Origin of the sequence: Streptomyces sp. Y1 (assembly GCF_041053115.1) — a bacterium.
Lineage (GTDB): Bacteria > Actinomycetota > Actinomycetes > Streptomycetales > Streptomycetaceae > Kitasatospora > Kitasatospora rubellomurina.
The window spans coordinates 1152827-1166364 of sequence record NZ_CP163445.1 but is presented as its reverse complement, the minus strand read 5'-3'; the positions used below and the strand labels follow the sequence as shown (position 1 = coordinate 1166364).

Here is a 13538-nt window from a genome sequence, read left to right as displayed (position 1 = left end):
ATGGCCATGCCGTTGCGCCAGACCGTGCGGGTCGGCACCTACCTCATGCAGCAGAAGCTGCTCAAGCGGCGGGACAAGTTCCCGCTGATCGTCGAGCTGGAGCCGCTGTTCGCCTGCAACCTCGCCTGCGAGGGCTGCGGCAAGATCCAGCACCCGGCCGGTGTGCTGAAGCAGCGGATGCCGGTGGCCCAGGCGGTGGGCGCCGTGCTGGAATCGGGTGCCCCGATGGTCTCGATCGCCGGCGGCGAGCCGCTGATGCACCCGCAGATCGACGAGATCGTCCGCCAGCTCGTCGAGCGCCGCAAGTACGTGTTCCTGTGCACCAACGCGCTGCTGCTGCGCAAGAAGATCGACAAGTTCCGGCCCTCGCCGTACTTCACCTTCGCCGTGCACATCGACGGCCTGCGCGAGCGGCACGACCAGTCGGTGGCCAAGGAGGGCACCTTCGACGAGGCGGTCGCCGCGATCAAGGAGGCCAAGCGGCGGGGCTTCCGGGTCACCACCAACAGCACCTTCTTCAACACCGACACCCCGCAGACCGTCATCGAGGTGCTGGACTACCTCAACGACGAGCTGAAGGTCGACGAGATGATGATCTCCCCGGCCTACGCCTACGAGAAGGCCCCCGACCAGGAGCACTTCCTCGGCGTCGAGCAGACCCGCGAGCTGTTCCGCAAAGCCTTCGCCGGCGGCAACCGCAAGCGCTGGCGCCTCAACCACAGCCCGCTGTTCCTGGACTTCCTGGAGGGCAAGGCCGACTTCGAGTGCACCCCCTGGGGCATCCCCAACTACTCGCTGTTCGGCTGGCAGCGGCCCTGCTACCTGATGGCCGACGGCTACGTGCCCACCTACCGGGAGCTGGTCGAGAAGACCGACTGGAGCAAGTACGGCCGCGGCAAGGACCCGCGCTGCGAGAACTGCATGGCCCACTGCGGCTACGAGCCGACCGCCGTCCTCGCCACCATGGGCTCGCTCCAGCAGTCGCTGCGCGCCATCACCGAGACCGTGAGCGCGGGCCGCGGGCGCTGAGCCCGCGAGCCGTCGCCCGGCCCGGGCCGCGCGCCCGGGCCGGACCCGCCCCACCGGGCACAGGCACCACCGCACCGCCGACCGTCGTGAGGTGTACCCATGTCACTTCTGTCCCGCGTCACGTCCCCGGCCGAGCTGCGCAAGCTCCCCGCGGCCGAACTCCCGCTGCTCGCCGACGAGATCCGCGACTTCCTGATCGACGCGGTCACCCGCACCGGCGGCCACCTCGGCCCCAACCTCGGCGTGGTGGAGCTGACCATCGCCCTGCACCGGGTCTTCGACTCCCCCTACGACCGGATCGTCTTCGACACCGGCCACCAGAGCTACGTCCACAAACTGCTCACCGGGCGGCAGGACTTCACCAAGCTGCGGATGAAGGGCGGCCTGTCCGGCTACCCCTCGCGGGCCGAGTCCGAGCACGACGTGGTGGAGAACTCGCACGCCTCCACCGCCCTGTCCTACGCGGACGGCCTCGCCAAGGCCGCCCAGCTGCTCGGCCAGCACGACCGGCACACCGTCGCCGTCATCGGCGACGGCGCGCTCACCGGCGGGCTCGCCTGGGAGGCGCTCAACAACATCGCCGAAGCCCGCGACCGGCCGCTGGTCATCGTCGTCAACGACAACGAGCGCTCCTACGCCAGGACCATCGGCGGCCTCGCCAACCACCTCGCCACCCTGCGCACCACCCAGGGCTACGAGCGCTTCCTGTCCTGGGGCAAGGAGGCGCTGCAGCGCACCCCGCTGGTCGGCCAGCCGATCTTCGACGCGCTGCACGGCGCCAAGAAGGGGTTCAAGGACGCCTTCGCCCCGCAGGGCATGTTCGAGGACCTCGGCCTCAAGTACCTCGGGCCGATCGACGGCCACGACCTGGCCGCGGTCGAGCAGGCGCTGCGGCAGGCCCGGAACTTCGGCGGGCCGGTCATCGTGCACTGCCTCACCGTCAAGGGACGCGGCTACCGACCCGCCGAACAGGACGAGGCCGACCGCTTCCACGCCGTCAACCCGATCGACCCGTACACCTGCCTGCCGATCTCGCCCAGCGCCGGCGTCTCCTGGACGTCCGTGTTCGGCGAGGAGCTGCTGGCGCTCGGCGACGAGCGGCCGGACCTGGTGGCGATCACCGCCGCCATGCTGCAGCCGGTCGGGCTGGCGCCGTTCGCCAAGGCCTTCCCGACGCGGACCTTCGACGTCGGCATCGCCGAGCAGCACGCCGTCACCAGCGCGGCCGGCCTGGCCACCGGCGGCCTGCACCCGGTCGTGGCCGTCTACGCGACCTTCCTCAACCGGGCCTTCGACCAGGTCCTGATGGACGTCGCCCTGCACCGGCTCGGCGTCACCTTCGTGCTCGACCGCTCCGGCGTGACCGGGCCGGACGGCGCCTCGCACCACGGCATGTGGGACATGTCGATCCTCCAGGTCGTCCCCGGCCTGCGGCTCGCCGCCCCGCGCGACGCCGACCAGCTGCGCGCCCAGCTGCGCGAGGCCGTCGCCGTCGACCACGCGCCCACCGTGATCCGCTTCCCCAAGGGGACCGTCGGCCCCGCCGTCCCCGCCGTCGAGCGGATCGGCGGCGTCGACGTGCTGCTGCGCACCGGCCCGCTGCCGGAGATCCTGCTGGTCTCGGTCGGCACCACCGCACCGGCCTGCCTGGACGCCGCCCGGCTGCTGCTCGCCGAGGGCTTCACCGCGACCGTCGTCGACCCGCGCTGGGTCAAGCCCGTCGACCCGGGGCTGGCCGAACTCGCCGCCGCCCACCGGCTGGTGGTCACCGTCGAGGACAACGGCCGGGTGGGCGGCGTCGGTTCGGCCGTCGCCCAGGCGCTGCGCGACGCCGACGTGGACGTGCCCGCGCGGGTGCTCGGCCTGCCGCAGGAGTTCCTGGTGCACGCCTCGCGCGGCGAGATCCTGGAGGAGGCCGGCCTGACCGGCACCGGGGTCGCGGCCCAGACCGCCGTCTTCGCCAAGAACCTGCTACCGACCCGAGGAGCGAACCCGCGCCATGCCGGCTGACCCCGACCGCCCCGCCTTCGACCTCGCCCAGCTGCTCGCCGAACGCGGCGGGGAGCGCTACGAGTTGAACAGCCGCTACGTCAACCCGCAGCTGTCGCGGATGCTGCACACCATCGGTTTCGACAAGTACTACGAGCGCGCCGAGGGCCCGTACTTCTACGACGCCGAGGGCCACGAGTACCTGGACATGCTGGCCGGCTTCGGCATCTTCGCGCTCGGCCGCCACCACCCGGTGGTGCGCTCGGCCGTCCAGCAGGTGATGGACCTGGACCTGCCGGACCTCGTCCGCTTCGACTGCTCGCCGCTGGCCGGGCTGCTCGCCGAGCGGCTGCTGTCGTACGCGCCCGGGCTCGACCGGGTGTTCTTCGGCAACAGCGGCACCGAGGCCGTCGAGACGGCGCTCAAGTTCGCCCGGTACGCCACCGGCCGCAAGCGGATCCTGTACGCCGACCACGCCTTCCACGGGCTGACCACCGGCTCGCTGTCCGTCAACGGGGAGAGCGGCTTCCGCAAGGGCTTCGACCCGCTGCTGCCGGACACCGCCATCCCGCTCGGCGACATCGGGGCGCTGGCCAAGGAGCTCAAGCGCGGCGACGTCGCGGCCCTGATCGTCGAGCCGATCCAGGGCAAGGGCGTCCTCGCGCCGCCGCCCGGCTGGCTGCGCGCCGCCCAGGCGCTGCTGCACGAGCACAAGGCGCTGCTGATCTGCGACGAGGTGCAGACCGGGATCGGGCGCACCGGCGAGTTCTTCGCCTACCAGCACGAGGACGGCGTGCTGCCCGACCTGGTGTGCGCCGCCAAGGCGCTCTCCGGCGGGTACGTGCCGATCGGGGCGACGCTCGGCAAGGGCTGGATCTTCGAGAAGGTGTACTCCTCGATGGACCGGGTGCTGGTCCACTCAAGTAGCTTCGGCTCGAACAACCAGGCGATGGCGGCCGGGCTGGCGACGCTGCGGGTGCTGGAGGACGAGCGGGTGGTGGACAACGCCCGGAAGGTCGGCGACCAGCTCCGCGAGCGGCTGGCCGCGCTGGTCGACCGCTACGAGCTGCTGGCCGAGGTGCGCGGGCGCGGACTGATGATCGGCATCGAGTTCGGCCGGCCCAAGTCGCTCAAGCTGCGCACCGGCTGGACGGCGCTGCAGGCGGCGCGCAAGGGGCTGTTCGCGCAGATGGTCGTCGTGCCGCTGCTGCAGCGCCACCGCATCCTCACCCAGGTGTCCGGGGACCACCTGGAGGTGATCAAGCTGATTCCGCCGCTGATCATCACCGAGCGGGACGTGGACCGGTTCGTGGACGCCTTCACCGACATCATGGACGACGCCCACCGGGGCAGCGGGTTGATGTGGGACTTCGGGCGGACATTGGTGAAGCAGTCGCTCGGCAACCGCTGAGCGGTCGGGGTGTGCGGAGCGGTCGGGGTGTGCGGAGCGGTCGGGGCGTGCGGAGCGGGAAGTCGGCCGGGCCGACTTCCCGCTCCGGGGAGACACCGCGTCAGAGCTCGGTCCGGCGGCGGCGGACGACCACCGCGAGGTCCACGGCGGCGAACAGGGTGAGCACGCCGCAGGCCACCGCGAAGCCGATCAGGGTGCCCCGGCTCGGGGCGCCGAACGCGGGGGAGGCGACTGCCCAGAGCGCGAAGCCCAGCGTCGCCAGCGCGAACAGCGGCGTGAAGGTGAGCGAGAGCAGGAAGCGCAGCTTGAGGTCGCTGCGGGCGGTGGCGGGCTCGGTGCCGCTGCGCCACCGCCGTCGCGGGGTGGTGGTGCGCATGCCGGTCACCTCCGGGCCGCGGCGGGTGGGGCTACCCTTCCAGCGTACGTCCGGGATCGGTGCCGGTACGGGCCGGTGCGGCGGCGGGGCGAGTCCGGGGAGGGGCGATGGCGGAGGCGGCGGACGCCGGGTGTTACACGGGGCTGGGCGTCGAGCGGGCCCGGGAGCTGGCCGAGCGGCACGGCTGGGCGTCGGTCCGGGTGCTGGAGCCGGGGGCGATGATGACCATGGACCACCGGGAGGGGCGGCTCAACCTGGTGGTGCGTGACGGGGTGGTCGAGCGCGGCTGGGAGGGGTGACGCGCTCCGCGGCGCGGGTGTCGGGACGGGGTCGGCGCGGGTGTCGGCGCGGCGCGGGCGTCAGCGGCCGAAGCGTCGGGCCAGCCGCCGTTCGGCGGCGGCGACCAGCGGCTCCAGCAGCGGCAGCGACAGCAGCACCAGCAGGCCGGCGGCCCAGCCGGCCAGCACGTCGGTGACCCAGTGGGTGCCGAGGTAGACCGTGGTGAGGCCGATCGAGCAGGCCGTCGCGGCGGCGATCACGGCGCCGGTGCGCCGCCAGCGGGCGGCCAGGTAGGCGAGCACGCCCCAGGTGACCACGGCGTTGGCGGTGTGGCCGGAGGGGAAGATGGTGCCGCCGGAGAACAGCTCGGGGGAGCCGACGTACTGGGCGTAGTGCGGGCCGAGCCGCCCGGTGACGATCTTGACCGCGCCGACCGTGACGTTCAGCAGTAGCAGCGCGACCGCCATCACCAGCAGCGGCCGCAGCCGGCCGAGCCGGTGGGCGCGCCAGGCGAGCCAGGCGAAGGCGGCGATCGCCGAGGGGCCGCGCTGGCCGGCCACCACCCAGGTGTCGAGCAGCGGCTCCAGCCGGGGCCAGCGCTCGTACGGGCGCAGCAGCCGGACCGACCAGTCGAGGTCGACCAGTTCGGTGTTGAGCAGCACCCCGGCGAGCACCAGCAGGTAGGCGGCGCAGGTGGCGAGGAGCAGGGCGGTGTGGCGGCGGCTCAGCGGCGGCCAGGCGGGCTCGGGGCGGCCGGGGCCGGGCGGCCGGTGGGCGCGGTGGGCACGGTGGGCGTGGTCGGCGGCTCGGGGGCCGGGCCGGGCGAAGGTGCGGTGTTCCGGCCCGCGCCGCTGAATCGGGACGGCGGGGGTAATTCTGACTGGCACGGAGGTGACCATACCCATTCGGGAAGGGTCATTCCGAGGGGAATTGTCATTTTCCCGGGAAATCGACAAACAGGTCGATCGGGTGCGGTCGGGCGGTCGGTTTTCTCGATTATTCGAGCGAGGACCAGTGTTGTCTTCGAATGATTTCGCAAAAGTCCCGGTAAAGGAATAGGAGCGGGGAGCCGGCTCGGCCGGCTCCCCGCTCCGTGGTCACCCTGTGTAGGTTCCGTGCTCGGGAAGGGCTCAGTCGAGGGGGCCGCCCGCCACGTAGATCACCTGACCGGACACGAAGCCGGCGCCCTCGCTGGCGAGGAACGAGATGGTGTGGGCGACATCCTCAGGCTGACCGACCCGCTGGACCGGGATCTGAGAGGCTGCGGCGTGCTGGAAGGCCTCGAAGTCCATGCCGACCCGGGCCGCGGTGGCCGCCGTCATGTCCGTGGCGATGAAGCCCGGGGCGACCGCGTTGGCGGTGATGCCGAACTTGCCGAGCTCGATGGCCAAAGTCTTGGTGAAGCCCTGCAGGCCGGCCTTGGCGGCCGAGTAGTTGGCCTGGCCGCGGTTGCCCTGGGCCGATGAGGAGGACAGGTTGACGATCCGGCCGAAACCGGCGTCCACCATGTGCTTCTGCACCGCGCGGGTCATCAGGAAGGCGCCGCGCAGGTGCACGTTCATGACCGTGTCCCAGTCCGACTCCGACATCTTGAAGAGGAGGTTGTCGCGCAGGACGCCGGCGTTGTTGACCAGGACGACCGGGGCGCCCAGTTCGGCGGCGACGCGGTCGACGGCGGCCTGCACCTGCTCGGCGTCCGAGACGTCGGCGCCGACCGCCAGGGCCCGGCCGCCGGCGGCGGTGATCCGGTCGACGGTGTCCTTGCCGGCGGCCTCGTCCAGGTCCAGGACGGCCACCGCGTAGCCGTCCTCGGCCAGCCGGACGGCGGTCGCGGCGCCCAGGCCGCGGGCGGCGCCGGTGACGACGGCGACCCGGGTGGCGGTGCTCTGCTCGGTCATGCCCACAACTCGTCTCTCTCGGGGGTCTGCCTCCGGGGGAGCGCCCCCGGAGAGGGTGGCCACACCCTACCGGCGGGTAGGGGGCGCGGCCAGGGCGGAGAGCCGCAGGTGACGGTCGGTAAGGACCGACCGGTCGGCTTTCTGCTGAATCCGGGTTACTGCAAGCGGGTCGCAGCGCGTAAATATGCCAATGTTGCCGAACCTGCGTCTACTATCCGCCCCTGCCTGCCAGCAAGGGCCCGCCGTTTGTATAGTGTCCGCCAGCAGCCACCGGCTGCACGGCTGGAGCGCCCTCCCTCATAGCTGGACGCCCACTCGCCGTAACTGCCCCACCCGGGTGTCCCACACACACCGGGTGTGACATCGGGACGGATACATGGTGCTGGGGGAGATCCCGACAACCCGCGTGTCCGCGCGACTGCAGCAGTCGCCCGGACACCTCATTCGCGTTGCGCAGCAGGTTCACACCCGTCTGTGGTCCGAACACGTCGGAGCCGATCTCACGGCTCCGCAGTTCGCCGTTCTGCTGGTGCTCGCCCTGGAACCGGGCGCGGACCAGCGGACGGTCGGCGAGCGTGCCTCGCTGGACAAGGCGACGATGGCCGAGATGGTCGCGCGGCTGGTCCGCCGCGGCCTGGTGCTGCGCAGGCGCGACCCGGCCGACGGCCGGCGCAAGTTGCTCGCTCTCTCGCAGAGCGGGGCCCAGGCGGTGCGCGAGGCCACCGGCGGGGTGGTCCGCGTGCAGCGCGTCCTGTTCGAGCCGCTGACGGCGGAGGAGCAGGTCGAGATCGTCCGGGTGATGGCCAAGATAGCCAGGCTGGAGCCCGCGGCCGTCGCCGTCATGACGGACGCGCGGCCGATACTGGACGCCCAGCGGGCGATCGGCTACCTGATCAGGGTCGGCCAGCAGGTGCACACCAAGCTCTGGTCCGAGCACGTCGGCTCGGAGCTGACGGCGCCGCAGTACGCGGTGCTGGACGCGCTGGAGCTGGAACCGGGCGCGGACCAGCGCACGGTCGGCGAGCTGGCCTCGCTGGACAAGGCCACCATGGCCGAGATGGTCAGCCGGCTGGTGCGCCGCGGTCTGGTGCAGCGCCGGCGCGACCCCTCGGACGGGCGGCGCAACCTGCTCTCGCTCTCGCCGGCGGGGCAGGACCTGCTGCACCGGTCGGCGGCCGGCGTGGCCGAGGTCCAGCGGCTGCTGCTCGCCCCGCTGGCCGAGGAGGAGCACGAGGCTGCGCTCGCGCTCATCGGCAAGGCGGCCAGGCTGTAGCCGACGTCGCACACATCACCGCCAAAACGATTCGCCAACGGTCGGAAGGCTCCGGCGCGCGTCGCGTGCGGTGAGGTGGTGTCGCCGGGTGCCGTGCGGTGCCCGTGACGCGTGAAGGACCGCCGGCCCCCGTGTGGGGGCCGGCGGTCCTTCGGTCGTTCCGGGGGTGGCGGGGCGTCAGGACGGGCGCCGCCGCGGGGCGTTCGAGGCCGCCGCCCGGTGCTCCGTCAGTTCCAGTCGAAGCCCTGCGGGTCCGGACCGATCCGCTTGCCGGTGGCGACGCCGGCGACCGCCGCGAGGTCCTCGGCGTCCAGCTCGAAGCCGGCCACGTCCAGGTTCTCCCGGATGCGGGACGGGGTGACGGACTTCGGGATGGCGATCACACCGCTCTGCAGGTGCCAGCGCAGCACCACCTGGGCCACCGTGCGGCCGTGCTTCTCGGCGATCTTCACCAGCGCCGGCTCGGCCAGCAGCTCGCCGCCCTGGCCCAGCGGGCTCCACGCCTCGGTGGCGATGCCGTGCTCGGCGTGGAAGGCGCGCAGCTCCGTCTGCGGGAAGTAGGGGTGCAGCTCGACCTGGTTCAGCACCGGGGTGACGGAGGACTCGGCCAGCAGGCGGGTCAGCTGCTCGGGGCCGAAGTTGGAGACGCCGACCGACTTGACCCGGCCGTCCGCCTTCAGCTGCTCGAAGGCCTTCCAGATGTTCGGGAAGCTGCCGTGCATCGGGCGCGGCCAGTGGATCAGGTAGAGGTCGACGTAGTCGAGGCCCAGCTTGGCCAGCGAGGCGTCGAACTCGCGCAGCACCGCGTCGCGGCCCTGCTCGCCGGACCAGTCACGGGTGCCCGAGTTCCACAGCTTGGTGGTGACGTACAGGTCCTCGCGGGCGACGGCGCCGCTCGCCAGCGCCTCGGTGATCGCCCGGCCGGTGCCGGTCTCGTTCTCGTACACGGCCGCGGTGTCGATGGAGCGGTAGCCCGCCTCGATCGCGGCGCGGACGGCGGTGGTGGCCTCGGCGTCCGGGACCTGCCAGACGCCGAAACCGAGCTGCGGGATCCGGGAGCCGTCGTTGAGGGTGACGCTGGGGATGGTGCTCACGGGGACGCGGTGCCTTCCGGTGGTGCGGGTGGTTTCACTCGGGGCAACCGGTGCCCGGGCGGGATTGTTCCCGCCGTTCGGGCGAATCTCGCGGCGGCCCGGCCGGGGCCCGTCCGGGGCCTGGCCGGGTTGTGAGCGGGTTGGGGGCGGGGGGCGGCCGGCCGGGGCGGGAAAAACCTGTTGCGCGGATCACATTCCGGTTGGCAGGCTCGCGGCCATGACCTCCTGAGATCAGGGCCCTTCGTGCCCTTCCCGTCGTCCGTCGTCGCACGGCGCCCCGCCCCCGGCGGGTCGACGCCGTCGTTCCGGCGTCGCCTCCGACGCCGCCGCGCGGTCGGGCGGCCGGCCCGCCTCCCGAAGCCGGGCCCCGCGCCGCCGTCCGCCCCTGCCCCTGCCCCTGCGCCCCCGCGCCCTGTCCCCGGGCTCGCGCACCCCCGCACCGCCGCGTTCCCCCGCGCCCTTCCGCATCGGAGTGTCATGCCGCTCACCCCCCTGCCGCTGGCCGACCCCGGCCGGCCCGATCTGACCTCGCCCACCGCCTTCCTGCGCTGGCTCGGCCGCGCCCAGCGGCGCGGGCAGGTGCTCGCCACCCTGTGGGCCCTGGTGGAGATGGGCGGCCAGGCCGCCCTGCCGGTGGCGCTCGGCCACGGCGTGCAGGCCGCCGTCGACGGCGACCCGGCCGGGATCTGGCGGGCCGGCGGCCTCGCCGCGCTGCTGGCCGCCGCCGCGGCGGCCGGCGCCGTGCTGCTGCACCGTCAGGCGGTCTGGAACTGGATCCACGCGGCCACCCACGTACGGCAGTTGGTGGCCCGGCAGGCCTCGCACCTGGGGTCCGGGCTGTCCCGCCGGATCGCCACCGGCGAGGTGGTCGCGGTCGGCAGCGGGGACGTCGAGCGGATCGGCTGGTACGTCGAGCTGAACGCCCGGGTGCGGGCCTCGGTGCTGGTCTGGCTCGCCGTCAGCTCGGTGGTGCTGCTCACCGAGCCGGCGCTCGGGATCGGCGTGCTGCTCGGCGTGCCGGTGCTGGCGGCCTCGATGTGGCCGCTGATCGGCCCGTTCGAGCGGCGCTACGCGCGCCAGCGCGAGCTCGGCGGCAAGGCCGCCGAGCTGGCCGCCGACACGGTGGCCGGGCTGCGGGTGCTGCGCGGCATCGGCGGCGAGGAGCTGTTCCTGGACCGCTACCGGGCCGCCTCCCAGAAGGTCCGCGCCGCCGCCGTCCGCTCGGCCCGGATCTCCGCCCTGATGCAGACTCAGGAAGTGCTGCTGCCCGGCCTGTTCGTGGTCGGCGTCACCTGGTACGGCGCCCGGCTGGCCGCCTCCGGGGAGCTGGCCGTGGGCACCCTGATCGCGGTGTACGGCGCCACCGCCTTCCTGGCGTCGCCGCTGCGCATCCTGGGCGAGGCCGCGCACGCCTGGAGCGTCGCCCGGGTCTCCGCCGGGCGGGCCGTCCGGGTGCTCTCGCTCAGCCGGACCAGCGGGGCGGCCGAGGCCGCGTTGACCCGCCCCGGCAAGGCCGACCTGCACGACCCGGCGACCGGACTCACCGCGCGGGCGGGCGAGTTGACCGCCGTGGTGTGCGGCGACCCGGACTTCGCCGGGGCGCTCGCCGAGCGCCTGGGCGGGCACGTCCCGCTCGCCGAGGGCGAGTCGGAGCAGCCCTCCGTCCGGCTCGGCGGGACGGAGCTGGACGCGGTGCCGCTGGCCGAGGCCAGGGCGGCGGTGCTGGTCCACGACAAGGACCCGGTGCTGCTCTCGGGCACCCTGGCCGAGCTGTTCGACGTCCCCGGCGCCGGGCGGGTGCCGGCGGCCGAGGCGCTGGCCGCCGCCCGCTGCGAGGACGTCCTGGAGGCCCTGGTCGACGGCACGCCGGACTGCGGCGGCGACGCCATGCGGGCCCGGGTCGCCGAGCGCGGGCGCTCGTTGTCCGGCGGGCAGCGCCAGCGGCTCGCGCTGGCCCGCGCGCTGCTGGCCGACCCGCCGGTGCTCGTCCTGGACGAGCCCACCAGCGCGGTGGACGCGCACACCGAGGAGCGGATCGCCGCCGGGCTGCACGGCCTGCGGGCCGGGCGCACCACCGTGGTGTTCGCGACCAGCCCGCTGCTGCTCGACCGGGCCGACCGGGTGGTGCTGCTGCGCGACGGCCGGGCCGTCGCGGCCGGCCGGCACCGCGAGCTGATGCGGGAGGAGCCCGCCTACCGGGCCGCCGTCACCCGCGACGAGGCGCAGCCGCTCGGGGAGGCGGTGTGAGCCGGACCCGGGCGAATCTCCCGAGGGGCCGGGCGCTCCCGCCCCGCCGCCCTCCCGCCGTCCATTCCCCCACGCATCCGAGGAGCACGTCATGAAGCCCCCCGTCCATCGGGAGCAGGGGCCGGCCACCACCCTGCCGGTTGGCTCCCCGGCCGCCGTGCGCGCCTACCTGCGGCTGCTCGCCAGACGCCACCGCGGTGGCTTCTCGGCGGTGGTCGCGCTGCACTCGGTGGCCACCGTGGCCGGCCTGGTCGGCCCCTGGGTGCTCGGCAGCCTGGTCGAGTCGCTGGCCACCGGCACCGCCGAGGGCACCATCGCGGTGGCGGTCGGCTGGTACCTGCTGGCCCTGGCGGTGCAGTCCGCGTTCACCGGCTGGTCCCGGTTGCGCGGGGCCGTGCTCGGCGAGCGGGTGCTGGCCGACCTGCGCGAGGACTTCCTGGTCCGCTCGGTGGCGCTGCCCACCGGCGTGCTGGAGCGGGCCGGCACCGGCGACCTGGTGTCCCGGGGCACCACCGACGTCGACCGGCTGGACAAGTCGATCCGCGAGGCGGTGCCCGAACTCGCCGTCGCCGTCGTGTCGTTGCTGCTGGTGCTCGGCGCGCTGCTGGTCACCTCGCCGCTGCTCGCGCTCACCTCGCTGGTCGGGCTGCCGCTGCTGCTGGTCAGCTCCCGCTGGTACTTCCGGCGGGCGCCGACGTCGTACCGCAACGAGGCGGCCGGGTACGCGGCGGTGAGCAACGTGCTGGCCGAGACGGTGGACGCCGGGCGGACGGTCGAGGCGCTGCGCCTGGGCGAGCAGCGGGTCCGGCTGACGGACCGCAAGCTCGGCGAGTGGCTGGCCTGGGAGCGGTACACGCTGTGGCTGCGCTCGGTCTGGTTCCCGACCATCGACACGGCGTACACCGCGGCGGTGCTCGGCACGCTGGTGCTGGGCGGGCTGTTCACGCTCCGGGGCTGGATCACGGTCGGCCAGTTGACGGCCGGCGTGCTGTACGCGCAGCAGCTGACCGCCCCGGTGGACCTGATCCTGCGCTGGTACGACGAGCTGCAGATCGGCCAGGCCTCGCTGGCCCGGCTGGTGGGCGTGCGCGAGGTGCCGGAGCACGAGGGGGACGAGTCGGCCCGTCCGGACGGCCGCCGGGTCGAGGCCCGGGACGTCCGCTTCGGCTACCGCGAGGGCGCCGACGTGCTGCACGGGATCAGCCTGGACGTCGCCCCGGGCAGCCGGGTCGCGCTGGTCGGGCCGTCCGGGGCGGGCAAGTCGACCCTGGGGCGGCTGCTGGCCGGGATCTACGCCCCCGGCCGGGGCAGCGTCACCCTGGGCGGGGCGGCGCTCTCCCGGATGCCGGCCGAGCGGGTGCGGGCCGAGGTCGCCCTGGTGAACCAGGAGCACCACGTCTTCGTCGGCACGCTGCGGGACAACCTGCGCCTGGCCGCGCCCGCGGCGGACGACACCGAGCTGCGGGCGGCGCTGGACGCGGTGGACGCCGGGGGCTGGGCGGCCGCGCTGCCCGAGGGCCTGGACACCGAGGTCGGCTCCGGCGGCACCGCGCTGACCCCGCCGCAGGCCCAGCAACTCGCCCTGGCCCGGCTGGTGCTGGCCGATCCGCACACCCTGGTGCTGGACGAGGCCACCTCGCTGCTGGACCCGCGCGCCGCCCGGCACCTGGAGCGCTCGCTCTCCCGGGTGCTGGAGGGCCGCACCGTCATCGCGATCGCGCACCGGCTGCACACCGCGCACGACGCGGACGTGATCGCGGTGGTCGAGGGCGGTCGGATCAGCGAGTACGGCAGCCACCCCGAGCTGGTCGCGGCGGGCGGCCCGTACGCGGCACTGTGGCGCTCCTGGCGCGACGAGCGCTGACGCCTCGTCGGCCGGGCTCAAACCCGCACGGGGCCGGATTGCCCCGTGCGGGTTACTCCCTCGCCCGGAAGGGCGCGT

General features: G+C 73.8%; 11 protein-coding genes. 7 read left to right on the top strand and 4 right to left on the bottom strand.

The genetic code is table 11. From position 1 onward, the window contains the following. From hpnH to AB2U05_RS04875, 3 genes are all read left to right on the top strand, one after another. Complete coding sequence (hpnH, locus tag AB2U05_RS04885; protein ID WP_045711269.1) at window positions 1-1029, top strand: adenosyl-hopene transferase HpnH; 1029 nt, start codon at window positions 1-3, stop codon at window positions 1027-1029. 99 nt (window positions 1030-1128) lie between these two features. After that, window positions 1129-3039: a 1-deoxy-D-xylulose-5-phosphate synthase gene (gene dxs / locus AB2U05_RS04880; protein WP_369182513.1), complete on the top strand. Its 1911-nt coding sequence runs from the start codon at window positions 1129-1131 to the stop codon at window positions 3037-3039. Beyond that, window positions 3029-4429 (top strand): aspartate aminotransferase family protein, encoded by a 1401-nt coding sequence (locus AB2U05_RS04875; RefSeq protein ID WP_045700062.1) that lies wholly within the window; start codon window positions 3029-3031, stop codon window positions 4427-4429. The genes dxs and AB2U05_RS04875 overlap by 11 nt, the downstream gene beginning before the upstream one ends. Window positions 4430-4529: 100 nt before the next feature. Here AB2U05_RS04875 and AB2U05_RS04870 read toward each other — a convergent pair whose 3' ends face one another. Continuing rightward, window positions 4530-4805: a DUF6343 family protein gene (locus AB2U05_RS04870; RefSeq protein ID WP_369182512.1), complete on the bottom strand. Its 276-nt coding sequence runs from the start codon at window positions 4803-4805 to the stop codon at window positions 4530-4532. A gap of 107 nt (window positions 4806-4912) precedes the next feature. Here AB2U05_RS04870 and AB2U05_RS04865 point away from each other — a divergent pair, with 107 nt between their 5' ends. Continuing rightward, entirely contained in the window at window positions 4913-5104 is a 192-nt protein-coding gene (locus AB2U05_RS04865) for an I78 family peptidase inhibitor (protein ID WP_369182511.1), read from the top strand. Between the two features lie 60 nt (window positions 5105-5164). On the opposite strand, the gene AB2U05_RS04860 is transcribed toward AB2U05_RS04865, so the two are convergent. Together AB2U05_RS04860 and fabG are read right to left on the bottom strand one after the other, a co-directional pair. Next, window positions 5165-5971 carry a phosphatase PAP2 family protein gene (locus AB2U05_RS04860; protein ID WP_369182510.1) on the bottom strand — a complete coding sequence of 269 codons (807 nt, stop codon included), beginning with the start codon at window positions 5969-5971 and terminating at the stop codon, window positions 5165-5167. A 243-nt stretch (window positions 5972-6214) separates the two neighbouring features. Beyond that, window positions 6215-6982, bottom strand: coding sequence for a 3-oxoacyl-ACP reductase FabG (fabG, locus tag AB2U05_RS04855; RefSeq protein WP_045700065.1), 768 nt, complete (start codon window positions 6980-6982; stop codon window positions 6215-6217). A gap of 376 nt (window positions 6983-7358) precedes the next feature. On the opposite strand from fabG, the gene AB2U05_RS04850 reads away from it, so the two are divergent. Further along, a complete protein-coding gene (locus tag AB2U05_RS04850; protein WP_279616849.1) occupies window positions 7359-8255 on the top strand; it encodes a MarR family winged helix-turn-helix transcriptional regulator in 897 nt (298 codons plus the stop codon). 227 nt (window positions 8256-8482) lie between these two features. On the opposite strand, the gene AB2U05_RS04845 is transcribed toward AB2U05_RS04850, so the two are convergent. After that, window positions 8483-9349: an aldo/keto reductase gene (locus AB2U05_RS04845; protein WP_045711669.1), complete on the bottom strand. Its 867-nt coding sequence runs from the start codon at window positions 9347-9349 to the stop codon at window positions 8483-8485. 477 nt (window positions 9350-9826) lie between these two features. Here AB2U05_RS04845 and AB2U05_RS04840 point away from each other — a divergent pair, with 477 nt between their 5' ends. Both AB2U05_RS04840 and AB2U05_RS04835 read left to right on the top strand, forming a co-directional pair. After that, on the top strand, window positions 9827-11596 hold the full coding sequence (locus AB2U05_RS04840; RefSeq protein WP_045700067.1) for an ABC transporter ATP-binding protein: 1770 nt from the start codon (window positions 9827-9829) through the stop codon (window positions 11594-11596). 91 nt (window positions 11597-11687) lie between these two features. Further along, window positions 11688-13460: an ABC transporter ATP-binding protein gene (locus tag AB2U05_RS04835; protein WP_045700068.1), complete on the top strand. Its 1773-nt coding sequence runs from the start codon at window positions 11688-11690 to the stop codon at window positions 13458-13460. The last annotated feature ends 78 nt before the right edge of the window (window positions 13461-13538 follow it).

What these genes read in the sequence shown, in the direction of transcription:
- hpnH (WP_045711269.1), top strand. Translation starts at nt 1, where the DNA reads ATGGCCATGCCGTTGCGCCAGACCGTGCGGGTCGGCACCTACCTCATG.
- dxs (WP_369182513.1), top strand. Translation starts at nt 1,129, where the DNA reads ATGTCACTTCTGTCCCGCGTCACGTCCCCGGCCGAGCTGCGCAAGCTC.
- AB2U05_RS04875 (WP_045700062.1), top strand. Translation starts at nt 3,029, where the DNA reads ATGCCGGCTGACCCCGACCGCCCCGCCTTCGACCTCGCCCAGCTGCTC.
- AB2U05_RS04870 (WP_369182512.1), bottom strand. Translation starts at nt 4,805, where the DNA reads ATGCGCACCACCACCCCGCGACGGCGGTGGCGCAGCGGCACCGAGCCC.
- AB2U05_RS04865 (WP_369182511.1), top strand. Translation starts at nt 4,913, where the DNA reads ATGGCGGAGGCGGCGGACGCCGGGTGTTACACGGGGCTGGGCGTCGAG.
- fabG (WP_045700065.1), bottom strand. Translation starts at nt 6,982, where the DNA reads ATGACCGAGCAGAGCACCGCCACCCGGGTCGCCGTCGTCACCGGCGCC.
- AB2U05_RS04850 (WP_279616849.1), top strand. Translation starts at nt 7,359, where the DNA reads ATGGTGCTGGGGGAGATCCCGACAACCCGCGTGTCCGCGCGACTGCAG.
- AB2U05_RS04840 (WP_045700067.1), top strand. Translation starts at nt 9,827, where the DNA reads ATGCCGCTCACCCCCCTGCCGCTGGCCGACCCCGGCCGGCCCGATCTG.
- AB2U05_RS04835 (WP_045700068.1), top strand. Translation starts at nt 11,688, where the DNA reads ATGAAGCCCCCCGTCCATCGGGAGCAGGGGCCGGCCACCACCCTGCCG.